This window comes from Rhodococcus sp. AQ5-07 (assembly GCF_009707305.1).
Taxonomy (GTDB): domain Bacteria; phylum Actinomycetota; class Actinomycetes; order Mycobacteriales; family Mycobacteriaceae; genus Rhodococcus_F; species Rhodococcus_F erythropolis.
Map to the genome: position 1 here is coordinate 128651 of NZ_CP046100.1, position 25901 is coordinate 154551.

18 protein-coding genes are annotated in these 25901 nt (G+C 60.2%); 13 read left to right on the forward strand and 5 right to left on the reverse strand.

Annotated features, from left to right (window positions below):
- Positions 1-7: 7 nt before the first annotated feature.
- On the reverse strand, positions 8-334 hold the full coding sequence (locus tag GJB56_RS29905) for a hypothetical protein (RefSeq protein ID WP_113683832.1): 327 nt from the start codon (positions 332-334) through the stop codon (positions 8-10).
- 132 nt (positions 335-466) lie between these two features.
- A complete protein-coding gene (locus GJB56_RS29910) occupies positions 467-922 on the reverse strand; it encodes a hypothetical protein (protein ID WP_113683831.1) in 456 nt (151 codons plus the stop codon).
- 676 nt (positions 923-1598) lie between these two features.
- Here GJB56_RS29910 and GJB56_RS29915 point away from each other — a divergent pair.
- From GJB56_RS29915 to GJB56_RS31815, 7 genes are all read left to right on the forward strand, one after another.
- Positions 1599-3701, forward strand: a complete 2103-nt coding sequence (locus GJB56_RS29915) for an FtsK/SpoIIIE domain-containing protein (protein WP_113683830.1) — start codon at positions 1599-1601, stop codon at positions 3699-3701.
- A 59-nt stretch (positions 3702-3760) separates the two neighbouring features.
- Positions 3761-4117 (forward strand): hypothetical protein, encoded by a 357-nt coding sequence (locus tag GJB56_RS29920; RefSeq protein ID WP_019749726.1) that lies wholly within the window; start codon positions 3761-3763, stop codon positions 4115-4117.
- Positions 4117-5451: a ParA family protein gene (locus GJB56_RS29925; protein ID WP_113683829.1), complete on the forward strand. Its 1335-nt coding sequence runs from the start codon at positions 4117-4119 to the stop codon at positions 5449-5451. Before GJB56_RS29920 ends, GJB56_RS29925 begins: the two co-directional genes overlap by 1 nt.
- Before the next feature lie 76 nt (positions 5452-5527).
- Entirely contained in the window at positions 5528-6760 is a 1233-nt protein-coding gene (locus GJB56_RS29930; RefSeq protein WP_113683828.1) for an insoluble domain protein, read from the forward strand.
- Positions 6761-6868: 108 nt separating this feature from the next.
- Positions 6869-7537, forward strand: a complete 669-nt coding sequence (locus GJB56_RS29935) for a hypothetical protein (RefSeq protein WP_113683827.1) — start codon at positions 6869-6871, stop codon at positions 7535-7537.
- Between the two features lie 36 nt (positions 7538-7573).
- Entirely contained in the window at positions 7574-8371 is a 798-nt protein-coding gene (locus GJB56_RS29940) for an N-formylglutamate amidohydrolase (RefSeq protein ID WP_113683826.1), read from the forward strand.
- The gene (locus tag GJB56_RS31815) at positions 8372-9496 is read left to right on the forward strand and encodes a hypothetical protein (RefSeq protein ID WP_230091238.1); all 1125 of its coding nucleotides are present in this window, start codon (positions 8372-8374) and stop codon (positions 9494-9496) included.
- A 231-nt stretch (positions 9497-9727) separates the two neighbouring features.
- Here the strand turns inward: GJB56_RS31815 and GJB56_RS31510 are convergent, their stop codons facing one another.
- The 3 genes from GJB56_RS31510 to GJB56_RS29955 all read right to left on the reverse strand — a co-directional run bounded on the left by GJB56_RS31510 (position 9728) and on the right by GJB56_RS29955 (position 11717).
- Complete coding sequence (locus GJB56_RS31510) at positions 9728-9883, reverse strand: hypothetical protein (RefSeq protein ID WP_195849649.1); 156 nt, start codon at positions 9881-9883, stop codon at positions 9728-9730.
- A gap of 331 nt (positions 9884-10214) precedes the next feature.
- On the reverse strand, positions 10215-11174 hold the full coding sequence (locus tag GJB56_RS29950; RefSeq protein ID WP_154606724.1) for a hypothetical protein: 960 nt from the start codon (positions 11172-11174) through the stop codon (positions 10215-10217).
- Positions 11175-11336: 162 nt separating this feature from the next.
- Positions 11337-11717 (reverse strand): hypothetical protein, encoded by a 381-nt coding sequence (locus tag GJB56_RS29955; RefSeq protein ID WP_154606725.1) that lies wholly within the window; start codon positions 11715-11717, stop codon positions 11337-11339.
- Positions 11718-12796: 1079 nt separating this feature from the next.
- Here GJB56_RS29955 and GJB56_RS29960 point away from each other — a divergent pair.
- The 6 genes from GJB56_RS29960 (at position 12797) to GJB56_RS29990 (ending at position 25897) form a co-directional block, all read left to right on the forward strand.
- Complete coding sequence (locus tag GJB56_RS29960) at positions 12797-13882, forward strand: hypothetical protein (protein ID WP_154606726.1); 1086 nt, start codon at positions 12797-12799, stop codon at positions 13880-13882.
- Between the two features lie 181 nt (positions 13883-14063).
- Positions 14064-15605 carry an AAA family ATPase gene (locus GJB56_RS29965; RefSeq protein ID WP_154606727.1) on the forward strand — a complete coding sequence of 514 codons (1542 nt, stop codon included), beginning with the start codon at positions 14064-14066 and terminating at the stop codon, positions 15603-15605.
- Positions 15602-16456 carry an HNH endonuclease gene (locus GJB56_RS29970; protein WP_113683820.1) on the forward strand — a complete coding sequence of 285 codons (855 nt, stop codon included), beginning with the start codon at positions 15602-15604 and terminating at the stop codon, positions 16454-16456. The genes GJB56_RS29965 and GJB56_RS29970 overlap by 4 nt, the downstream gene beginning before the upstream one ends.
- Positions 16457-17509: 1053 nt before the next feature.
- Positions 17510-23647 carry a hypothetical protein gene (locus GJB56_RS29980; protein WP_154606729.1) on the forward strand — a complete coding sequence of 2046 codons (6138 nt, stop codon included), beginning with the start codon at positions 17510-17512 and terminating at the stop codon, positions 23645-23647.
- Entirely contained in the window at positions 23574-24467 is an 894-nt protein-coding gene (locus GJB56_RS29985) for a hypothetical protein (RefSeq protein WP_154606730.1), read from the forward strand. The genes GJB56_RS29980 and GJB56_RS29985 overlap by 74 nt, the downstream gene beginning before the upstream one ends.
- A gap of 177 nt (positions 24468-24644) precedes the next feature.
- Positions 24645-25897 (forward strand): IS3 family transposase gene (locus GJB56_RS29990; RefSeq protein WP_113683816.1). Its coding sequence is split into 2 segments (ribosomal slippage): positions 24645-24933 and positions 24933-25897, totalling 1254 coding nucleotides; the frame shifts between segments, so codons are not numbered across the junction.
- The last annotated feature ends 4 nt before the right edge of the window (positions 25898-25901 follow it).

Below are 25901 nucleotides of genomic sequence, written 5' to 3' on the forward strand. Positions count from 1 at the left end.
TCAGCGGTCAGGTCGAGATACCGACGAGCCCGAGAATCCAATTGCCAATCCCCGTGGCCGCCGATTCCGATGTCGCGATACCGAGGTAGGCAAGCCCGAACAACCCGAGTCCGCCGACGGTGAAGACCCGCGACAAATTGCCCTTGAGCCCGCCGACGAGAACCACACACGCGAGGGCGATGAGGATGGTGAAGACGATGTTGTCCTTGATCCACGCGCGCAGACCACCGGTATTGACGTCCGTCGACTGCGCGAAGGTCACCGCATCTGCGGCGAGCGGTGGATGCGTCGCCGGGATCGACACGTCGATCACGGTGGAAGCAAGAGAAAACATGAGCACTCTCCAACACAGTGGTGGAACCAGACCCCACGAATGTGGTTGTGCGGAAACGTAGAAGAGTGGTGGTAGGAATTTCAATGCGACCTGTGGATAACTTTTCGGCCCCGCGATTGGCGGGTTTGTCGATCAGCGCTGGTGCGTGTCGTCGTGTGGAGTGTGTTCGGTGTCGCGATTCACCCCGTCGGGGATCTTTCGGCGATCGCGGGAACGACCTCGAATGCAGGGGGAGCGCGGCCACGGCATGGTCTTCGCTGCGGGTGTCCGCGGGAGACTTCCTAGGCCTCGACGGGAGCGTTCCTTCAGTAGAGCGGCAGAGAGCTGCGAACGGGCATTGTCGACGGACCCGCCGCAGACCGTGGTGATCGACACGTGTCTCCCTCGTTGTGCTTCGTGGTCTTCGTCCGCCTGAAGAACCTGGCGCAGAACCTTTTTCGGAACGTGTCCGCCAGCTGTGCGGGTGACCCCTGCTAGAGCCTGCTCGAGGCACCCCGGCGTGGCCATGATCTGAAGTTCGAGGAACCGTTCGTCGCCACTGCCTGCGTGGTGTGCATGCTCTGCACGCACAGCGTGTTCAGCACGCATGTGTGGCGGGCTGCGCACCCCGTGCTCGAACAGTCCCGCATTGAGGGTGCCTGCAGAGGGTGTGGACAGCGGTGGAATTCAGAGGTCCGATTCACTCTTCCCCTTCGGGGTCACTCCCCCGGCCCTTCGGGCCTAGGGGGAGTGTACTGCTCAAAATTGCTTCGCGCCAACATATTTCAATTGACTGCTGGTCAGAATTCTGTACGGGGTATCGCCGGATCATCGTGGCGTGGCGCCTGCCGCGGTGTCGTCGACACCGTTCTCGGCTGTTCGTACACCGGGTTCTGTACCTCACGAAGCGAGACGTTCGATGGCCTGAAAGGGGTCCGCGAACAGGGGCGCGGGAAGACACAAACCACCCGAGATGTACATCGTCATCGGGGCCGTGGCGTAGGTCGTTGAACAAGTCTCCAAACGGTGCATCAACGATGCCGTCGCGGGTCCTGCGATCGGTAATGCGCAGCGCCACAAACAGAACCAGCCGCGGGTAGAGGCGATGGGTGTCTATCGCGCCCCGGTATCACCGTTCGGGCATGTGACGCACGCTCCAGCCGCGCGCCCGCGAAAGAAGTTATCCACAGGCGGGTTGAGATTGCTTCCCACGCTCTGTGACAGTGCACCCCACACGCCCCGGCGACGACCGTCGTTGACTGGATTCGAGTGAGAGGAGCGGACGGTGAGCAGAAGCCAGCAGGACCCGCTCAAAGACTTTCTCGTCGACCTCTTCGGCTCCGGCAAACCCCACGCGCGAACAGGCCATGCGGGGGAGTCCGCTATCCGCCCGTACAGGGCGTGGGCGCCTTTCGCCGTCGTCGCAACAACACTCGCGTTTCTCGCGCCGCGACTCCTCGAACTCGCCGAACAATTCTCGAACCCTCAAATGGACAGCGCAGTCTCTGTAGTCCACGAGTATCGGTGGCCACTCGCAGCCCTCACTGTCTGCCTGCTCGCCTGCGATATCGCACGGTTCCTCACCCACCGTCACCGCGCCGGACTCGACGCCCAAATCCGGCAAAGCACCCGCCACACACCGGTCAAGATCACCGTCGGTTACCCGCCCGGCATCACCACCCTGCGCAGCGCCACCATCACACTGGCACGCGGCGCCATCATCCGTCCGAAAGAGCTGGACGAATTCACCACCGCAGTACGGGGTTCCGCGAGCAGGCACACCAGCAAGTGGACCTACGCCGTCGTCCACGACGCCCACCGCGACCGAATACGCATCACCCGCACGCTGACTCAACCCGACCTCCGATCACCGCGGCACAAGGCACTGGCGAACTCCCTCAAAGACGGACCGCTGAAAGAGCCTGCCGTGAGCGTCGCCTCGCTCGACGGCGACGTCGAAACCGCCTTCAAGATCACCTTCACACCCACCCTCTCCAGCGGAGCACGCGGATTCCAGAAGAAGGTCGAGGAAGCCCTCGCCGCCCTCGCCGGCGAGCACGAATCCGGCCGCACCTGGGCCACCGACTGGTTTCCCTCCGAGGGCTACCTCCTGATGAGCCTGCGCGCCCCACTACCCACCCGCGTCGATCACCCTCTCGAACTCGTCGACGAGAACCTGCGCCACCTGCCCTACGCGACGGCAGCATCGGAGGTGAACATGTTCTGGGACATCTCCACCAAGTCGAACAAACCTCACTGCCTGATCGTCGGACCCACCGGCGGCGGCAAGACATCAGTGATCCGCACCCTACTCACCGAAGCATCGCGACGAGGAATCCCGTTCCTGGGCGTCGACCCGAAAATGATCGAACTCGACGGACTCGAGGGCTACCCCGGGTGCGCCGCCATCGTCTACGACGCCGTCCGCTCCGCGATGCTCGTGCGAGCCCTGCACAGCGAAATGATGGCCCGCAACCACTACGTCCACGTGAAGAAGATCGAGCCGTCCCAACTTCCGCTCCTGATCGCCGTCCTCGACGAGTTCTTCATCCTCTCCGGCAAATGGCAGCGCCTCGCCAAGACCGGCGACGACGAAACCCGCGAACTCCTCAAAGAACTCGACCCACTCGGGGCATGGGCAGATCTCGCCGTCCTCGCCCGCTCGGCCGGTATCCGGCTCCTACTCGGTGTGCAACGACCCGACGCGTCCCTCTTCGGCGGCGCCTCGGGCAACGCGCGCGACAACTTCGGCACCCGCATCTCCCTCGGCAACCTCTCGCAGGACGGCGCGATGATGCTGTGGGGCGACTCGCAGATCGGCCGCGAGATCGACACCTCCGTCCCCGGCCGCGGAGTCGCCCTCGGAAACGACGGAGTACCCATCGATGCGCAGATGTGGTGGACGCCGAACGTCGACCCGCACCCCAACAAATGGAATCAACTCTCGACCTCGGAGAAGAAGATCATCGACGGGCTGCGGCCCCAGCAGGAACCGCACATCGCGTTCTACTCGACCGAACTGCGCCACTTCATCGAATCCGAACGCTCCGTCGCCACAGCGGCCCGCGCCTACGGCCGAGCTCCCGAGCCCACCGTCCTCGGCCACCACGACGACAAACCTGCCGCCGACCCAGGGGACGATTTCGCCGACGCGATACCCGCCGCCGCGGTCACCGAAGGAATGACCGTCCTCGCCGACGACAGTCGCGGCAACGAACACCCGGCCACCGTCGCCGCGGTCACCGTCATCCGAGACAAAGACAGCGGCGCCGTCACCGAAACCACCCTGACCTTCCACGGCACCGGACGAATCAAGAACCACATCACCTACGGACCACACGAAGTCGTCCTGCTCCCCGAACCCGACACCACCGCACCCGCGCCCTGACCCCGCGGCCCCCGACTTCGCTGACACACCTGCACAACCCTCACCCGAAAGGTCCACCCATGAGCCGCCGCATCTCCCAATCGATCACCCCCACCGCCGACGACATCACCGTGCTGCGCAACCCCTTCGCAGCCCCCAAAGGCGGCGGCGACCCCGTCATCACCGAACTACGCCGCGTCCTCAAAAACGCCATCCCCACATGGCTACCGAAACTCAGCGAAGACCAGGAACTGACCGCTCCGCGACTCGACGAAATCAAAAGAGCCGTCGCCACCCGCCGTCAGATCATCGAAGTACTCCCCGACGGCAAAGCCCGCGACGACGCTCTGGCCGCCCTCGACAAGGCCGACACCATCGTCCTCGAAATGGACACCGAACTCTCCGGCGTCGGAGCCTTCACCGGAACCACCGCGTGATGTCGACCCTTGCCATCGAAATCACCTCCGAGCGAACCGCACTCGTGAGCGGGGCAGGGGACGAGAAGGTGGAACTGTCCGCCGAAAACGGGCAGTCGATCCACGCGGTGATCGCACAGTTCAGCCGACAGCACTCCGCCGACGCAGGCTCACCCGTCGAGGTCACCGTGCAGGAAGCGGGCCGCTCCCGCCAACTGACCGTCGCACCGGACGGGAAGGTGGCGCAATCGCTGCCCACCGGACCCATCCCTGCACCCTCCGACGCACCACGGACGCGGCCGGATCATCATGTGGACGAACCGGTCACGATGGCGGTGACACCCCTCGGCGACTCACCGCCACCCGGGGGAGTAGACACCCATGCCCGGCCAGTCCCCGCTGCGAGCACACCAACGTCGACATCAGTGCTCGCAGCACCCGAGATCGCGGCCGGCTCGCACGAACCCGCCCGCACCGGACTACGCGGGCGACTCAACACCCTCCTCAACCTCCGAATCGCCCCGAAACCCGAGTCCGCCGAAATGCGCCACCGCGCCGCCATCGCAGCCATCACCGGCCCCCTCCCGAGATTCTCGATCGTGACCATCGCCAACCCGAAAGGCGGCGTCGGCAAAACCCCACTCGCGGTAGGGCTCAACGCGATCATCGCCGAACACCGCGGAGCCGCAACCACGGTCTGCGTCGACGTCGCCGACGTCGGCGGCAGCCTCGCCGACCGAGTCAGCATCCCACCCCGCGACGGACACGACGTGCTCTCACTGATCGCCGCCGAGGCAGCCGAGCCCGGCAGGATCCGACCCTCGGCGCTCTCACAGCATCTCACCCGCCAACCAGGCGGGGACGACATCGTCGCCGGCAACAACGGCGCCCACGGATCCAGTCTCGGCTACGACGACGCCCGCGCGGCGGCGCAGATCTTGTCCCAGCACCGCGAGATCCTCGTCGCCGACACCGGCAACAACCGCCTCGCCGGCAGCTGGCACTGGGCAACCACCCACGCGGACGTCCTCCTCGTGCCCGTCCCGCTCCGCCGCGACGCCGCCGCAGCCGCGCACCGCATGCTCCTCGACCTCGCCACCGCCGCCGGCCCGGCGATGATGGCTCGCACCATCGTCGTCATCACCGACGGACCCGGGGACGCACCGATGGTCGAAATCGACGCTGTCGACGCCTTTCTCGACGCCGGCGTCCATTCGGTCGCCCGGATGCCGTTCGAGCCACTCTTCGCCTCCGGTGAGCGCATCGCGCCCTCGAAGCTCCGGCGCAGCACCACCGAAGCCCTGACCGTCGTTGCCTCGACCGTCATCGATCTCATCGCCCACGCCGCTGACTGACCCCGTATCAGCCGGCGCCGCACACCAGACCCCCGTCCCTGCATCCATCCGTACCCTCCTGAACGAAAGGCGCCACATGAGCATCGACACCACCGCAGGAAACCGAGCCGCCCGCCGCGCACACCGACACGGCCGGCACCGCAGCCCCACCCTCGCCCCCAAGAGCGCCATCGCCATCGCCGTCGTCGCAGCGGCAGCAATGGCCGCCGGAATCACGCTCGCACCACCGGCACTCGCAGCGCCCGGGCAAGCCGGCATCACCGATGGAGTAGGACAAGCAGGCATCACCGACGGCGGCGGACAGTCCGGCGTGACCACCGAACCCACCCCGCCGCCGGCCACGGAACCGCCGGCCCCCACCGAACCCATCTACTGGGTCGACCCACCCGCGCAATACCAGAACATCGAGTACCAGCCGCTACCGAACTGGGACTACGACACCAACACCTACACACCACCCACCTACACCGACACCACCCCGACCGACTACACCCAGCTCCATCTCCCCGGCCCCGTCGATGTCGTCGCACCGATCATCGCCCCCCGTGACACCCTCCGCATCGGAACATTCCACATCGCGCAACCGAACTGGGTCTCCGACGTCGACCTCGAACGGACCAACAACACCACCGCCATCATCGAATCCGGAGTCGCCACCGGCTGGAACTCCTTCGGCGTCCCTGTCGACAAAGCCAGCCGCGACGCAGCCACTCAGGTCGGCGGTGCCGCAGCCGGGGCCCTCGCCGGAGGAATTGGCCTCGCGACCCCGTTCGCCATCGGAGGAGCGCTGATCGGTGGCACCGTCGGCGGAAACATCGGCCGCGGACTGGGCAACGTCTTCGTCCCCGGAATCGGCTGGGTAGCGGGCGGTCTCGCCGGAACCGCCGTCGGCGCCGGTACGGGCGCCCTCCTCGCCGGAGCCCCCGCATTCGTTCTCGGCGGTCTGGGCGGAGGAATAGCTGGATTCACCGCCGCCGTCGCGTACGGCGCAGGTGAACTCGGCGAACCCGTCGAAATCACGGTCCCCGACGTCGACCAACCCGCCGTCACCGCCCAGACCCAGGACACGCTCACCGACTGGGCGAACTCCGGCCCCATCGGTGAGGCCGTGGCCACCACCGTCCGCGATACCGTCGCCGCTGCCCCTGCGATCGACCAGCATGCCCGCGACTTCGTCGCAGCACAGCCCGGAGGCGAGCAGATCATCGAACACGTCGACACCGCACTCACGGAATTCCTCACCAACGCGACCCCTGGCCTGGCGTCCACGCTGATCAGCGACGCAGTCGGAGCGGGTATTCCGGCGTAAAGCTCGCATGATCAGAGCCGTTCAGGGCGGGTGGCAACGCGCCGCCTGTCCTGAACTTATTCATGCGCCACTGCAGAACCAGGCGTGAGCACCGAAAGGACGACAGCGATGAAGAACACGAAAAGGCACCCCGCAGTGATCGACCTACTCGGCGGCACGCCCCACGGCGCAGCCGCCGACACGACTACAACAGTTACTGCACCCACGCCTCCGCCAGCGCCGAAGTTGCCGCGCACGAAGGTTTCTCGATCGTCCCGCCTGCGTTACGTGGCTGCCCTGATTGTCGTGGTCGCGCTGCTCGGTTGGTTCGTCCTGCGTCTTCTCTCCGGCAACGACGAGCGCGCACAGGAAAGAATCGCCGACGAGACAGACACCTCGGAAACGGCACCTACCCTCGCCGTCACCCCGCCAGCACTCGCCACTGCACCCACGACTGAAACCGATCCGACCGCATGCCGCACCGACCCCGGCGACCAGAAAAGCGGCCCCGGAGTCATCGCAGCGTTCGAGCACGCCTACTACGTCACCCGCTCCGGAACAGCCGTCCGTGCACTCACCACCCCCGACACCTCCCTGCCAACGCAGGAGAAGATCCAAGCCGGAATCGACACCGTCCCAACAGGAACCACTCACTGCGTGCTCATTACACCGATCTCGGCCGGTATCTACTCCGTCGCTCTCACCGAAATGCGTCCCGGCCAGCCGCCCACACAGTTCCCACAGACCATCACCACCGAAGAATTCGACGGTCGCTGGTTCGTCGACGTCATCAACTGAAACCGGCACCAGTTCCACACTTGCCAAGGAGATTTCGTGAACACGAGAACACTGATCGCGGGCGATGCATCCTCGCCCGTCATCTTGCACGTCCCGCACGCCTCGCGCGTCATTCCACCCGAGATCCGCCCGTCACTGACCGTCACCGACGATCAACTCGCCGCCGAACTCGACGAGATCACCGACGCACACACCGACGTGATCGCACAGCACGCCGCGCAATCAGTGACACCCCAGCCGTGGACACTGCGCAACGACCTCTCACGGCTGGTGATCGATCCCGAACGATTCCCCGACAAGCGCGAACAACTCAACGCCGTCGGCCGCGGCGCAGTCTACTCCCGAACCTGCAACGGAGACGTCCTGCGCAACACCGACAACACCACACGAGACGCACTGCTCGATAACTACTTCCACCCCTACGCCGACGCGATGTCCGACCTGGTGACGGACCGCATCGCCGCCACTGGCCGCGCCGTGATCATCGACGTCCACTCCTACCCGACATCGCCGTCGGCGTACGAGCTGCACCCAGATGGCCAGCGTCCCGCGCTATGTATCGGCACCGACCCACACCACACGCCGCCTTGGCTTATAGAGGCCGCCTACGCCGCGTTCTCCCCGCTCGAAGACATCGGCACGGATACCCCATTTTCCGGCACGTACGTACCACTCGACCACTACAACACCGATACCCACGTGTACTCGGTGATGATCGAACTGCGCCGTGACCAATACCTCACCGAGAAAGGCGAACTCGTCGACATCGCCGCCGAAAACCTCGGCGCCATGCTCGGCCGCCTCGTCGACGCGGCAGATCGGGGGAGCCGATAGATGTGCCAGAAGTACCCCGGCCCCCGCTGCACCCCGCACGTGCGAGCACGCCTCGACAGCGCCCGCCGACGGCACGAATCCGCCCAGGCAGTGTTCGGCGCGAACCCGGCGATCACCCGTAACCGGCAACGATTGGACACTGCGAAAACAAACCTCGACGCCAGATCCGCCGAATACGACGCCACTCCCGGTGGACAAACCGAGTTGCGCAATCAGCTCGCCGCGGAGGACGATCCAGGTAAGCGAGAAAAGCTGCAGCATCGCCTCGAAACAGGCAAAGCGCTACGGCAACAGCAGATCAGATCAGTCTCAGGATTCACCCACGACGACTCGAAGGACAATAGCCATGACCGAGAACGAGACACCGACCCTGACACAGGAGCAACGCGAAGCGTTCTGGCGTCGCAGAGGATGGACGCCGGAACTGCCGGACAACGCACGGGCGACGATCGAACAGGAATGGGACGACCTGGCGATCGAGGAAGCCGAAGCCCACGGCTTCTGATCGGTGACCGCGAGGTTGTTCCCACGCGGGTCCACACGCTCGATACCGTTCGGGCCAAGCAGCTTCGACGCAGAGGAGACAGCACTCCGGACCTGTACGAGTTGGCGTCCTCCGACGCCGATCTCTACCGACAGCAAATGGAACAGCTCAAAGTCAGCAACCGCTTCGCCTCATCCGTACACATATACAGCGACGACGAGTACGCAAATATGCGGCTGTTCGTGACCGACGACGGCCGTTCCGGCATCGCACTCAACGACGACGAAATCGTCTCTGCTTTCTCACATCGAGACAGCAAATATCCAAGCGCCGCGAAATCCATGCTCGCCGTTGCCGTCCAGCAAGGCGGACGACGACTGGACTGTTTCGACACGGCACTACCGAGGATCTACTCCGAGGCTGGATTCGTCCCTGTGGCCCGCCTGAAGTGGAACGACGATTACGCACCCGACGACTGGAACTACGCCGTCTACAGCCGGTACAACGGGGGACGTCCCGACGTTGTGTTCATGGCCCACGACCCGACATCCGTGGATTTGCGCTACCAGTACGGGTCCGGACGCTACGTCGAATCGTACGACGATGGAATCGATGCGGTCCGTGCCCGACTCAGACGGTGAGAGATCGGCGGCCTCGAAACCGCCAGTCGACTCGACGGTCGGCAAACCATCATGACACCTGAACGAACCGAGCTTGCTGTTGTACTGTGCGAGCAACGAACAGCGTAGACGCCTTTAGGTGCCTATCAGCTAGTCGCGCACATAGAACGGCTGCTCAATAGATCGAATTCTTGCGGCCGTATGTAACCAGCGTCATCGAGCCTTTTCGGTCGATCAGTCTAGACGCGACGCCTACCGAACTATTGCCCTCAGTGCGTGCTCACGAAGCGGCGCCGAATCGTGCGAGATGGCAGCGAGCACGCGAGTGTCCGGGCGGGCGCCGTGGTCTGGTCTGATTACGTCGGCGTTGGCCAGGTTGGAGGCGTTGCCGGCGCCGACCCAAAACACCGACGAATCTTCTTGGTAGGAGCGGAAGAACACCTCTGGAATGTGGAATCCGGCAGCATCCCGACTGCACCTGGGTTGCCCTGCCGCGCCCCGATACCGATCAGGCCGGCAGAGGCCTCTCATGAAAGATTGAGGCTAGTTACGCCCAGGATTGGATCGGTACCCAAACTACCGGGAACTGTAACGAACCTCGGTCATTCCTGGCTCTGATCCATCTGCGCTGCGCGAGCACTACGAAGCTTCTGTTCGGTTCTGGTGATCGATTTCCGGTCAGCGCCGAATGGTTGGCGGATAAATCTCCGTTGATCCGCTCAGCTGGTGTTGTAGTTGATTACCGTCCCCGGAGGAAAGGGGTTGGCGAGGCAAGAACGGGAACGTCGTAGCCGTTGTCGTCGAGGAATCGTGCAGTGGCATTGAGGTCTTCGGCCAGCTCGGTCGGGCTGTTCCGTGGCCCGATGCGTACCGCCATGATCGGTAGGCGGGGAACAGGTTGGTCCGCAGCCAAGATAGCGGCCACTGGCGAGATGGGGTCAGCAGCGACGAGTTCGACGTATTCGATCGTGCGAGGCCCGTATGCACTTTGACGTGTGCGGCGCGTGGTAGATGGTGGATCCTGTGCGGCGATACGGATCTCTTCCTCACTCTCGTAACCTGTGTGTTTGTGCCAGCACAGTTGCCGGAGCGCTTGGTCGAGCGCGTACCGGTGGCCTTGCTGTTCATCGACTGCGCCGTCGCGGCGGCCAACGGCGGCCCGAATAATCTCCTCCATCGCGCGACCGCTCGACGTAGCAAGTGGTCGGGAGAAGGACGGCTCGAACTTCGCGTAGTCGACCTGCTGCCACCTCAGGAACGGGCTAGTGGGTTCGAGCTCCTTGGCAGGCGTCTCGTCGTAGCTGCGCAGACGCCACGTGGAGCTGTCTTGGAAGCAGATCGAATATCCCTGATCGCTCCCGTAGCCCTTCCAGTGCTCGAGCTTGTCGCCGTTCATCGAGCCGGAGGTGAAGAACAGGTCGACCGACTCGATCTCGCTGGCCAGGCGGTCGATGAGATCATCTACCGCCTGGCGGGGGACATCGGCCGCCAATTTTGACGAATCACGGTAGTGCTGCCAGGTGCGCCGCATCTCCTCAAGTGCGTATGTGACTTCGAGTGGATCATTCAGTCCGGCCCTCGCCGTCGACCACAGGCAATGGTTCTTCACGATCCCTTGCAGACCAGCAAGATTGGTGTAGTGCCACGCACCACCTTTCTCGAATCCGTCGAGGACCATCCAATTACGTTTACCGCTCATTCTCACCGCACCTTGCTGACCGCCGGACCTCTGCCTGTGTACTGTAGTTTGTTGCTGCAGTTTCTAACTGGACGAGTATCTGCCATATCACGTAAGTGGCTCGCGGATTCGGACCGAGTCGAGAGCGCGGTGAATTTCGGTGAGATACTTGCAGTCGATGGGTTAAGCCCATGGAGCGGTGCCGTGGAGCCACCTCACGCGGTTGTTTTCGGCATCGTGGAGGGCAACTGCTCGGAGTTGGTGCGGCGTCCATCGGTCAAGAGGGGCAGGATCGTCGAACAGTGCATCCGCGAACAATCTTGTGGACGGGAAATGCATTCCTTCCCGAGTGTTGGCCCCAACGGTGAGGACAAGGACTTCCGATCGTGCGTCGTCGTGTTGCTCGATGATTCGTCTCAACTCGGCGCGGAGCGTAGATCGGGTGTAGGTCTCGTGGTACGCAAGCGCGATGTCGAAACCGATTGCTCGACGGAGCCCGCTTTGGTACTCGTCGGGCAGACCCGCCCACGTGCATCCCACACTTCCCTGTTCGTTATGAGTCATAGCGGTGCCTGTTGGAATGGTTTCAGGTGCTCCTTGAAAGCGGAGTGGATCGAAGAATTCCGGACCCGGTGGCTGGGTGGCCTTCAGGTGATCGACAATCTCTGCGATCTCCCTCCCACGGGGAGGGAGTCGGTTCTCGGTATCGAGGTTGAACCATACGGCGACCATGTATCCGCGATGCTGGCGAAGGCGCGCTTGCAACCTGCCCGATTCCCGAAAAAGTTGATCTCTGAGTTGCTCGAAGAGCTTCCATCGGCCGACTGAGTTTGGTTTCCCGTTGCGCGCCGGAAGCATGAGCTGTGCGGTTTCGATCGTGTATTGACGATTTCGTATGTGGGCAAGGCAATCGGGTGGGTCGTTCTTGTGGTGGCCGGGGATGACTGTGCCGACATCGGATACAGGGACGCATGCTGTCAGGAAGGCGCGGACATCGTCTGTTTCCTGCTGATGTTTGGTGCGTGGTGATTGCTGAGAGGTGGGAGTTTCGGTCGTCAGTATGAATCCGGGTTCATCTGTGTCCGTAGTGATGCCTGCTACGGCGTTGAGGTCGAGGAGGCCCGGAATCATCTGCCTGACGATGACAGATCGAATTGTCATGGGGGTTTCGATCTTCATCGGAAGTAGGGCCATGGAATCGCCGGTCATTAAACGAACTTAGAGCAGAAGCATCGATGGCTGGGAACGATCGTCGAAAACATCGTCGCACGGGCTTTGTTGATAGCGTCTCCGTCTTGGTCTCGGTCGAAAATGAGCGATCCGCTTTCCTGGATCTGTCGACACCTGTCCCCAGCATCTGGGGTCGCGCTCGACTCCAGATCAAAAGGCGAACCGAATGTTGCCGGAGAGTCGAACTGGAGTTGTCTCGCAGTTCGGCCAGATCGCTAACAGCTCTTCAACCACTGAAAGCGCCACATACGTGGGCCGAAACCAATTTTCAGCCTTCGCTAGCATGCGGTAATCCGGTGATGGCATCATTCCTTGGAAAGCGTCGACCCGCTGTGGAGAACTTGTGCCGAAGTATCAAGGAAGATCATGGCTCGCTCACCGAATAAGTGCGTGTTGGAACTGGGACGGAAGTCATGAGTGAGGACCAGAGCCCCGACGGGCAGAAACCTCAAAAGGAATGGCTGTGGAATGAGCAGACCAAGGGGTGGGACAAAAATCCTGCCTATCTCGCTCAGAATGTCCCGCAACCCCCGCCTGCCCAGAAGGTCAACTGGCATGGGCTCGTGTGGCTGGCCGCCGCGGTATTGGTTGCTGTGTACCTGATAAATGCTTGGTCTCCTGCTCGGAACGAGGATCGACACAGTCAGGAGAATTCGTCTTCGCCAACGACTTGGGCAAACGATGACGGTACTGTGCTCGCGGCGCTGGAGCGTGCCGCAGTGACACCGGAGATGGTGACAGCCCTCGGTATCGTCGGTGACGAAACCGGGTACGGAATCAGCAAGTCGACTCCGACGAATCAGGACCAACGGGAGAATTTCGCGTACGCGATCGTGCTGCTGTGTCGTGAAATCAGCGCCGGTGAAACATCGTGGGAAGAATCCGTCAGCAAGGACGTGTTCAGTGGCGCAACAGCATCCGATGCGCAGCGTCTTAACGACTATGCCCGCACCGAGTTCTGCTCACGTGTCCGAGACGAGGTGCCGGCGCGCGCTGTCGAGAAACCTGCAGCGGCTGCCGGCGCTCAACCTGTTGTGTTGACTGCCGATGTCGCTGTGGAGGGACAAACGGTGACCGTATCCGGTGCCGTTCTGCTACCCGACGGAGCGCGGCTGGCGATAGCACTGTCCCGAGTCGAGTACTTCGGCTTGAGTGACGAGAAGCACTACGGGCCTTCTGCATCCGGCAGCGCGGTGGTTACCGGTGGACGGTTCACTGCCGCTCTCGTAGATGACCAACGAAAAGCCCGAGAATTCGCCAATGCCTACAATGTGGGTGAACCCGCGCAACGCCAAATCCGGGTATCCGATCTCGTCCAAGTCCGGATTGTGTTCGATCCGCGTGACAGCCAATCCGCGGCAATAGTTACTGCGGTCGGCGGCGAGGATGCTGCGATGTTGGCGAGTAGTCCGCAAGGCGTTGAATTTGGGACGCGTACTGATGATCCGTACTGGAAATTGGAACTCGAATCCGAACATTTACTGCCGTTCGAGCCCTAAATTTCTCCGGATCAGTTCACACCGGTCGTCACGATGGCGGCAGTTGTTGGTCTGACATGGTTTTGCAGGTGCTTTCTGTTCTCGGACCTGAGGACCCCGCCATTCCTCAGTCGCCAGCCCGACCTGGGCGTAGATCTAGACCCGGAGTTGATGAGCAAAGCTGGCAGATTACTCTGTGTATGTGAACCAACCGAGAAACCGACTACGTTTCGCAGTCGTAGACAAAGGCGTAGCTCCGCCGCTACTGCCCTTCCCGAACGTAGTTCTCACAGCGGATCTCTGGGATGACTTCAAGTTTAAGACGCTGTTCTCGGTGACGTTGTGGATGAGTAAGACCGAAGTGGTCGAGTTGGGCGGAGTCAAAATCCTTGAATACGGTCAAGCGTCTGGCCGACCAAACGTCCCCATGGTATTCGACGAATTGCCCGAGGATTTCTGTTCCCTCGGGCAGGACATTGAATACTATGAAAACCTGAATAACTTACCAAAGGAAATTCGCCAGAACTACTTGCACGCTCTCCGTGACGTCGTACAAAACCCGGCGATCGAAGAGAAATTTGAAGGGCAGTTTGGGTGGAATACATCCTTACTTCGGTTTGGTGAGGCTGCGAATGCCCTGAATGCGGGCAGGAAGCTGCTATCTGGAAACGCGCTCTCTCCCGACAAACTCAGCTTTGAGTTCGATTGGGCGAATACCGACTATGTCACTCAGGTTCCCTTCAGATTCAACGACTCTGGCCAACTTCCAGGAAGATGCCATGTGCTGATCGGCTACAACGGTGTCGGGAAAACGACCATGCTCGCTGATCTCGCGCTGGCCGCGAGCAGCGGAGGCCGTAAGCGAGCCGGTTCGAAGAGCCGGTCGAAAATCTCTGGGAACGATACGACTTTCGGTGCCGTGGTATCCATTTCGTACAGCCCCTTTGATACTTTCTTACTTCCCGAATTTGGGCAGGAAACCGAATTTGGTAGCCAGACGGCCGAATTCGGCTATACATACTGCGGGCTTCGTCGCCGATCAACGAAAATGTCGGGGAAGGCCGATTTGGGCAATAAGAAGTTCGAGTTGAAATCGATTGACGAAATCGAATTCGAATTCGCTGAGGCCCTGGATACTGCCGTGGAGCGAGGGTCCGGCGGGCATCTTCGTGACGCATTCGACGCACTTGGTCGCGAGCCGTCTTTCGGGCGGGCAGGTATCGATCTGGCTGCTCTGAGGTTGAGCGGTAAGAGCATGGTCGACGCATTCAGTCGGCTCAGCACTGGGCACAAGATCGTTCTCAACATCGTCACGCAACTTGCGGCGCACCTTCGCACTCGGTCGCTGGTACTCATCGATGAGCCGGAGACACATTTGCACCCACCACTCGTCGCGGCACTTCTTCGATCAATTCAGTTGCTTCTCAATGCACACAGCTCTTTCGCTGTCATTGCAACCCACAGTCCCGTTGTGGTGCAGGAAATGCCATCTAAATGTGTCAGAATTCTTGAACGCTTTGGCGATCAGGTTGGTCTGCGTGAGCCACAGATTGAGACATTTGCCGAGAATATCGGATTGATCACCAGGCATGTATTCTCCTTGGATAGTAGTTCTACTGACCATCAGGGGATATTGGCTGACTTGTCGAAGGCCTACAGTGATAAACAAATTAATGAAATGTTCCCGCGGGGTTTGAGTTTTCAAGGGAATGCCTTCGTTGCCAACTATCGGGAGTTGCTATGATTGGCGCTACCAAACCGAACTCTGACGATGCAGCCAACTATGCGCACGTGGCAGCACACAGAAAGAAGAATTATGGGGAGTCACTGCCAGTAAGGCTCACGCCGCAGGTGATGATTCACTATGGCTCTTATGGATCTCGCGTCATGGCGGCTGGCGGCCCTCAACCTCATAAATTCGGTGCTGGTGAGCATGATGCCCTCAAAGAGAACGCAAATTTTCTCACGCACGTACAGTTCAGTGACCTGCGTCGTGACGTCATCTCGGCAGCAGTTCAAAAGGGGCGGTGCGCCTACTGTAATCAGCACGACGCGGGTCAAGTTGATCACTATTTACCGAAATCTAAATTTGGTGAATATTCCATATACTCTGAAAATTTGGTTCCAATTTGTTCGATATGTAATTTAAAGAAGCTAAATCGATACAAATGCGAAAAAGGTGAACGTTTATTCCTTCATCCGTATTTTGACCGACTCCCGAGTGGCTCCGTACCATTTGTTAAGGCAACCCTAACGTTTGCGAAGTCTGTTATTATTAAATTCGAGCTAGTTCAAATTCCTGGTATAGGTAACGATATTTGGAAAATATTGAGAAACCAATTCGAAGCTCTTGGTTTGCCTGCGAGATATACTCTTGATGCGACCAGGGAAATGCAATCAATGAAAGATGCATTTTATGTTTATTATTCCCGGGGTGGTGATACTCTGGTTGACTACATTCAAGTCCAACTAGGTACGAAATCAAACGCTTTCGGTCCGAATCATTGGTTGCCGGTTATGCTGAAAGCCATTGCAGAATCTAAAGAATTTTGCTCGGGTGGCTTTAAAAAACTCGGCCCTCCCACGCCGATATAACTAGCCCGCCTAACGTAACGATCAGTGTGCTGCTTCGAATGCATGAGATAGACCTCCGCCGGCAGAGCAGGTTTGAAGCCGCTCATCGTGCAGTGAGGACAGATCGCCCCCTCAGTCATCACGCTGTGAAACGTCGGGTTTACGACTTCCTGACACACCGTGTGGCGAGCCATCCACTTGGCATTACTGCCAGGATAGGGTCCGAGAGGCTCCAGCCCGACTGCACGCATCGATACGACGGCCTCCGGTGCGGTAACCGCCCGATTCGCGCAGTACTTACAGCCCGGCACCCCGGACTTGACGTCATTCCAGTGCTTCGTGGTGTCACGATTACATTTCAGGCACAGGACCCGCCATGAAACCTGACAGCCTGGGTAAACCTCGAGTGGTTCGAGGTCGTGTTGGCGAAGGGGCGCGACGGCCTCTGCCGGGTCGATCACATGTCCGAAGCATCGATTGCAGCCGCCGTTTCCTTGATCAACGCTGGCGTAGCGTGGCGTGACCTCGGCACCGCAGACGCGACATCGGCAAAGCCAGGCGTCTTGCTTCCTGGGTACGGAACGAGCGGCTCGAGCCGTGCCGCGCGCATCACCTGTATCGCAGATTCCGGATGGACGGCCCTACCAGCACAAAATGCACACGGTCCACCTTTGGAAAGCTGGCTCAGCCGAGGTTTGATTTCGAATCCGCACTTTGTGCATGTACACCGCCACGGTATCCCTGCACCGGGGTAAGGCTCCAAGGGGTGGGCGCCCGCCGATTGCATTCGGGCTTCGGCTTCGGCGTCGGACATTCGTGTTGGCACAGTATGGAATCTATCTTGGCCGTAGTGCGCCAAGGCATATCAGATGCTCGAGCAGATAGTTCTCTGCTGTGGTTGGTCGCTCAGCGAAGCCTCACGCCTAGGCCGCTCGGTACGACGATCCCCAAGCCGAATCGACGCAAGCTGCGCCAACTCCGAATTCGGATGTGGCGTCGGTGCATCCCTGTGAGTCTGGAGACTTTAATGTGCCCTCGGTTTCGTGTTATGACGCTACCCATAGGCTGTGCGTTATGGGTGATGCCGAGACTGTTCGCGCGAGCAGGGATGGGGACAGGTTCCACTACTATTGGGCGGCCTGCCGAGCGCTGCGTTTGCTGGATTTCCTTGATGACCTTGAGGTCGTTGGTGTCGAGGGTTTACCTGTTGGAGAAGAAGTCGAGGGTGAAGAGGTCGTCGACGTCGCCGAGTATTACGGGGGCCGCGACGCCGAATCCTGTACAAGGTTTCGATACGTGCAACTTAAGCATTCGACGATGCGGACCGAGAAACAGATCATTCCCTCGGAACTCAAGAACACACTCGAGAAATTCGCCTCGATTTATCGTGAGCAACTGAAGAACGGTCAGGAAGACAAGCTTCATTTCGTCTTCGTCGCAAACCGCACACTGAACGACAAGGCGCAACTCTCACTCGCCGAAATCGCCGCCGGTGCTGCAGCGTTCACCTACACCAAGGAGGCCGCGCTACTGCGTGGCTATATGGGGTTCGGTGACGACACCGAGCATGAAGCCGAATTCTGTGGGCGCTTTGATGTTGACGATGGTGTACCCGGAATCGTCGACATGGAGCAGGTGCTTCGATCCGAATTACAGCAGTTCCTACCCGGCGGAGGGATGGGTACCGAGCTGTCGCAACTGATGGAGACCATTTCACGATGCGCTACCTCCCTCGCGGACAAGCAGACGCTCGAAGCGGGCGACATCCTTTTGGCCCTTCGCACGACTGCGGAGGAGCTGTTTCCGGCTCGCAGTGCGATCGAGCAGCTCGAACCCGCCCTTCACACAATCGATGTCGACAATGTCGCTTCCGAGCTCAGGGACGGCACAGAGAGCAAGATCCTGGTCACTGCTGTGGGCGGAGTGGGTAAATCCACCCTGACCTCAGTATTGAACGAAGCGCTCCCAGTGGGCTCTGTGACCGTCGTCTATGACTGCTTCGCTGGTGGCGACTACCGAAAGGTGTCTTCTCAACGTCACGAACATCGAATCGGGCTAACCCAGATCGCCAACGAGCTTGCAGCAAAAGGGTTGTGCACCCCGCTCATCCCGACGGTCGCAACCGACTCTCTTTACATGCAGGTGTTCATGCGCCGTGTTCAGGCCGTCGCCGCGCAGCTTGCACAGCGAAACCCGGCGGCGCTTCTCACGATTGTCATCGACGCAGCCGATAATGCAGCGATGGCTGCTGACGAACAGCAGCAGCGCACATTCGTTACAGACCTATTTCGCGAAGATTGGCCGGAGAACTCGCGCATTGTGCAGTTGTGTCGCCCCGAGAGGAAGAAGCTACTGAACCTCCCCCGGACCGGGGTGACGGAGATTGCGATGCTCGGGTTCCAGAAACCCGAGTCGTTCGCGCACCTACGGATGCGCTTCCCATCCGCGACAGAGGCAGAGGGGGCCGAGCTACATGCTCTCAGCGACGGTAACCCACGGGTGCAGGCGATGGCGATGGAAAACACGAATTCTGTCGCGCAAACTCTTGCGGCTCTTCAGATCGCAAAGACCGCACCGGGGCAGATACTGAACAGTCTGCTCGAAAGGCAGGTCAACAACGTCGTCGATCAGGGATATCTGCGGGCTGACGAGCTATCTCGACTGTGTGAAGCGCTCGCGACCCTGCACCCCCCGATCCCGTTGACCGACCTGGCCGACATCACCAAGGTGGATGCTGATGCTATCCGAAGCTTTGCGGTCGCGCTCGGACGCGGCCTTCACACGGCGGGCAACACCCTCCAGTTTCGCGACGAACCAACCGAGACCTGGTTCCAGACCACCCATGGTCTAGACACCACACAGAAACGAGTGTTCGCGAAGGCGGTTGAACCGCTCGCGGCGCGGTCGCCGTACCTCGCGAGCACGCTTCCGCAGCTCCTCTTCGAGGCGGACCTGCTTGACGAGCTCGTCGATTTGGCGCTGTCGGACAAAGGCTTGCCAGGCGAGATCGACGAGTTGCAGGCTCTGGAGATAGCTCGCGCCCGAGCGCGCTTCGCGCTCTGCGCGATGCTTCGTGCAGGCAGAAATGCAGACGCTGCGGTGTTGGCGGTACGGGTCGGCGACATGTCGTCTGGACACTCGCGCAAGATGAAAATGTTCAGAACCCATACCGATCTAGCAGGGCGTTTCCTGGGTGCGGACGTTGTTGATGCACTGTGCTCCGGCCGGGAACTTGCTACCAACTGGCCAGGCTCGAGTCTTCACGTCGAAGCGGCGCTGTTGTCGCAGATCGCCCAGTTCCACGACATTGCCCGCGGACGAATGCGATCGGCGTTCAACAACTTCATCGCCATTCTGAGAATGTCGGATACCGAGCGGTCCCGGATGACACGACATATAACGGCTAACGAGGTCGCGGACCTCGCCATGGCCGCTACGAACATTGACGGACCTGAAGGAGCACTTGACTTTTTGTGCCGTTGGCAGCCAGAACGCTTCGTTCGCCGTGTTTCAGCGAAGTTGTGCGCCCGACTGGCGGACACAGGACGTAACGACGACCTTGTGGGGCTCGCAATCGCCGAGAAGCGTCACATGTACGTTCAGTCTGCTGTGGCTGAAACGATGTTCGAATACAGCATCATCCCACCTTATGACGCCACCGAGGCGCTGATCAGCATGCTGCGCACGCGGAGGGATCCATTCCCAAGCGCGCGGGATGCTTTCTCTAACGAACCGGACCTCCGGGGTGTTGTGTGGACACTGGTTCATAGTCTTCGAACTGGCATTGCAAGTGGCGCTCAGGTTCTCAGGATTCTCGATGTCCACCTCCCGGGCAATCTTTCCGATGGTGCCGGCTCTCGCCTGTCCGCGCTTCCGCCCACCAGCCTCATATTGGCCTTCGCCTTGCGTGCCCGCCTCACCGGAACATCGCTCACCCTAGAAAACGTCGCGAGCAAAAAACTGCTCAAAGCGATGGAAAAGAGCGTGTACTCCAGCGACCACAATGCGCGAGACTTCCACGCGAACATTCCCGGGTTGTTGCCCTGGGCTGAATGCTGGCTTGATGCCCTCATCGACGGACACACCACCGAAGTTGCCTCGAAGCTGGATTCGCTTGTCTCACAGCTGAAGCCCGTGGGCGACTACAATACCCCTTTTGTACTCGTCAATACCATCGCCGACATCGCGACTCGAATACTGACCCTCGTGCCACGAGAAGATCTGATCGAGAAGTTCGTGAACTGGCACCAAAGGTCCGACGGGCCGCTTACACGTTCCAGGCGAACCGTCGCGCGGATCGCGGCGCGCTCGCCGCACCTCGAGGCGGTCGCTCTCGACGTGGCCATGCGGGGGATCGAAGCGACGCAGCGCGACCGGACTGACGCGGATACCCGCGTCGAAACGATGATTGACTTTGCACGAGCCCTCCTCGTCGCCAACGAGACCGAAGCACGGGCAATCTTCGAGGAAGCGGTGAATGAGGCCGAGCAGGTCGGCGATGATCTGCCCGCACGCTGGCAATCTTTCACCAACAGCGCGAAGGCACTAGCAACCGGAACCGAAGCTGCGCGAGCCTATCGTCTGTTTCAAATAGGCGAGGCGCTCGACCGCGCACACGGGCAACTTCACACAGTCGAGTTCGCCGAGCGTCTTCGAGTGATGCATGAACCGACCTACCTCGCTGCTACCTCACGCGCACGAGACAGACGCACCCTAGATTTCGCCGCGATGCTCACCCCAGCGTTCGAAGGCGCAGGTGGAGAACCAGGATCAGGACGACTCTCCCTCTTGGCGTTGTACGCGTTCGAGCCACGGACGCACTGGAAGATCCCAATCGCGGACCTGGCATCGACACCTGCAGAACTGGCGACCAGCATCTTCGAGGAATTTACCAGGCACCAACGCACTTCGAGTGACGTGCCGAAACCTCAGCCGGTATGGTCCAGGCTCTTCAACGACGAGGAGGACGAAGAGAAAGAGACGCCGACCGACCTGGCCGTTCGGTTTGCAGATTTCGACTTCACTACCGAGGACGGGTGGAACGAGGCACTCAAAGAAATCGGATGGCAATCCGAAGAAAGGCGCGCGCTAACCGAATTCGTCATCGACAAGCATCCCAATCGGCGCCCAGAGGTGTTGGACGCGCTGACGCGCGCAGCGAGGGCGACCGAGAGAGACTTCGTGAATCTGGCCCAATTGGCGGCACAGCAGCCAAAAACTCCCGCGCTCAAGAAAGCGCTGGAACGGCTCGCAACCAGCCTGGCAACTCGCTTTGCAAGACAGATTTGCACTCGGGCAGAAGAAGATCGAAAGTCAAATGACCTGGCCGACGCTACCGGGACAACAGTCGGTCAGCTGACAAAAACTGCGCTGTCAGAACTCGGACGCAGCGCGCACCAGCTCACCTACGAAGAGTATTTCTATCTTGCCGCAACCCTTGCGAACACGGTAGATCCGGAATCCGCAGGTGCAGTATTCGATGCTCTTGCGGATCTATTCGAGGACATTTCGCCTACGAACACCTCCTCCGACGGACCGCATGCTTCCCTGCCGAGCCTGCCTGATTCTGCGTCCTGCATTGCCGGGACCATTTGGGCAGCATTGGGTGATATGTCTGGCGAATCCCGTTGGCAGGCAGCACATGCGGTCTTACTCTTGGTTCGACTCGGATGCGCAGACGAACTTGATGCGCTCCTCCGGTTCGCGGACGGTACCGAGCAAGTTGCAGTCTTTGTGGATTCACAGTTTCCCTTCTATTCGTTGCATGCCCGTATGTGGCTCTTGCTCGCACTTGCGCGAGCAGTGCACGAGCCGAATGCTGCGATGCTGACGGCATTCGCACCATGGCTGACCAGTGTTGTTCGTGGCCCACGCCACGCCGTAAACCAGGTGCTCGCCCAGCGAACGCTGGCTGGCCTGTCGGAGCGAAAGCTTGTTGCTCTGAGTGACAGCGATACCGAGGTAGTGGCCAGGCGGGTCGTCGCCGACTGGGTCGAGCTCACGTACGAAGAACGACACGCACGGCCGAACCCGCTGTCTACTGAACCCGGTGATGAGGCCGAGTCTAAACCGTATCCGTTCTTCCTCGACTTTCAGCAGTACTGGTGCAGAGATGTCGCCGAGGCCTTTGGAAGTACCGAGCAGGACATCGCACGACGCGCCACCCAAATGGCGACCGAGTTCGATGGGTATGACGTGTACGCGGCTGAGAAAGATCCACGAGGCCGTTCGGACGTTTATACCCAGGGTCGTACTTACTCAGATCACAGCAGGTGGCCGGATGAAGAGACGCTGGAGTTCTACCTTGCATTGCACGCATTGCTGGCTGTCGGCGCTGAACTGGCGGAGACGAATATCGCGTACAAAGAACCTGATTCCGCACAGGACTCCTACACCAATTGGCTGGCCCGCTTCCTACCAAAGCGCCAGGACGGCCGATGGCTCGCGGATCGCCGGGATCCTCCGCCGACCCCCGCCCCAGACGCGGCGCTCAGAGCCCATGCGATAAAGGAAGATTGGCCGTGGACGATTTCAAAACGCAACTTTGAGACGATAGCTGGCATTGGATCCGACTGGGTGACGGTGTGGGCGAACATCGAATCGGCAAGCGACGAACTCTCGGAAGACATCGCTGTAGACAGCGCCCTCGTCCACCATCAGACTGCGCGTGCACTCCTGATCTCATTGCAAACATCACCGACTGGGCCAGCCTCGTTCGCGATGCCAACAACCAACGACCAGTACGAACGTCCACACGACCACCCATTCGAAATCGTCCCGTGGCTGGACACGACGGATTTCCACGACGGGGTCGACAATTTCGACAAACACGGGGGGAGCGTCAAATTTCCTCCGACGGGACCCGGCACGGACATCATCACCCGATTCGAACTCACACCAGATGCCGACCAGCGCATGTGGTTGCACGAGGAAGTCCCGGTCTTTCGCAGCAGGATCTGGAACAACATGACGTCTATCGGCAGGGGTCGCGACACTGGAACTTGCGGCGAACAGTTTGAGGTCCGTCAGGATTTCTTGACGTACATTCTCGAAGAGCTCGAAATGACTCTCGTTCTCCAAGTCAACTTGCGTCGTGACACTCAACGCTCATATTACGAACGACGAAAAGGAGAGGGTGATGGGTTCGACTGGCTCGAAAAGTCCGGAAAGGTGTATCTCATCGATCCGCGAGGACAGTGGCTCGAATATTGACGAGGTCCTCGACCTCGGCCGAATGCTCGTGACTCACTTCGAAGATCACGACACGGTTGGCCAATGGATGGCGCATCACCTGGCGCAACTCATTGTCGCCGCCCAGGACGACACGAGCACGACTGTGGAGCAGAGGCTTCGGATCGTCGAGACGATCCTGGCAGTGTGGGCCAAGCGTCGCTCCTACCCGGCGCGCCGGCCGCTTGAGGAGTACACGAATGTATTCGAGGCGCTCGACCGACTTGGAGATGACAATCCGTGGAAGTTCTCTCGACTGTTCAACTCTGAAACTGAGGTGCCGGAGGCGAGTGCCTTGGGGCTGCCCCTTGTAGTCACAGCGATCAACCTCGAACGCCTCACGCGCCAAACCCTGCTACGCCTCATCTGGATCGAAGCCCAGAAAGCCAAGGAAGAGCATGAGGATTGGCTCAAAGTGGCCGATAAAGTCGCGTCAAATATTGAGAGTGATGTGACCGCAATTATCAGGCGACGCCTCCGTAAAGTTGAGCGCCAACAACGTCTCCGCGCTACGAAAGAGAATCCACCAGACACTTCTGAGATGCCGGATGGAAATCCTGACGACGCCTTGGAGGAGGGTCCGGTTCTGACGGAGGACTTCGAGACGGTCGACATTATGGACAGCGAACCTGCGCATGACGATGACCTTTTCGATGAGGATGATGACGATGACGACCCGCTGAGCGATTCCAATCACGCCAAACACCTTCGTGCGATGGCGGACCTACTTAACAAGATCGCAGACGAACTTCCCGGATCGGACTCTGCGAAGGAGGACGACGGTCCATCGAGGACGAGCTGACGTCGGCTGAAGTGCGACGTCGACTGAGGGTGTACTGGTAAGTGAATAGGAACTTTCGTCGGTCCATCCTTTGAGGGGCTGTGTCTTATCGTTTCGTGCGTCCGCACAGCGCCAGCAGACCGAGGCTGAATCGGACCGGAGTTTCCGGGGACTTCATCCTTTGGGAAAGATGGAGTCATGTCGTCAGGAACGAACAAGAGGTACCCGCCCGAGTTGCGTGAGCGTGCGGTGCGGATGGTCGCCGAGGTCCAACACGAGTACCCGTCGGAGTGGGCCGCAATCGAATCCGTGGCCGACAAACGCGGTATCGGAACAGCGCAAACATTGCTCAACTGGATCCGGAGAGCGCAAACTGATGCCGGCGAACGACCTGGTGTGACGAGCGAAATGGCAGCGGAGACGCGCAAGCTTCGCGCTGAGAATCGGGAACTCAAGCGTGCCAACGATATTCTGAAGTCGGCATCGGTTTTCTTCGCAGCGGAGCTCGACCGCAACAACAAGTGATCGTCGACTACATCAACCGATTCAAGAGCGAGTACGGCGTCGAGCCGATTTGCAGGGTGCTCAGCGAGCGCGGCTGTTCAATCGCGCCGTCCACCTACTACGAGGCCCGCAACCGCGCCGCATCCAGGCGGACCGTGCGCGACGAAGAGCTGAAGATCGAGGTCAGCCGTGTTCATGCCGAGAACTATTCGGTCTACGGCGCACGCAAGGTGTGGCTGGAAATGCGTCGAGAGGGCATCGACGTGGCCCGGTGCACGGTCGAACGGTTGATGGGCGCCCTCGGCCTCGAAGGGGCACGTCGAGGCAAGAAGAAACGGACCACCATCGCAGATCCGCAAGGCCGTCGCGCGGAGGATCTGGTGCAGCGAAATTTCAACCCGGTTGCGCCAAATATGTTGTGGGTAGCCGACTTTACATACGTTTCGACGTGGTCGGGCTGGGTGTACGTCGCATTCGTGATCGATGCGTATTCACGCCGAATCCTCGGGTGGCGAACCGCGACGACGATGACGACACCGCTGGTGCTCGATGCGATCGAGCACGCAATCTGGACCCGCCGCCGAGAAGGGATTACCGACCTGTCCGGGCTCATTCACCACAACGACCGCGGGTCGCAATACACGTCAATTGCGTTCACCGACAGGCTCATTGAGGTCGGAATCGATGCCTCGATCGGGGCTACCGGGTCGAGCTACGACAATGCTCTCGCCGAGACGATCAATGGTCTCTACAAGACCGAGTTGATCAAACCGCGCGGGCCGTGGAGAACGGTCGAACATGTGGAAATCGCCACGTTGGAGTGGGTGGACTGGTTCAACCACCGACGACTCTACGAGCACTGCGGCGATGTGCCGCCGGCCGAACTCGAGGCGTTCTACTACGGTGAACACAGAACTACGCGAATCGCGGAGTTCTCAAATCAGTAAGTCT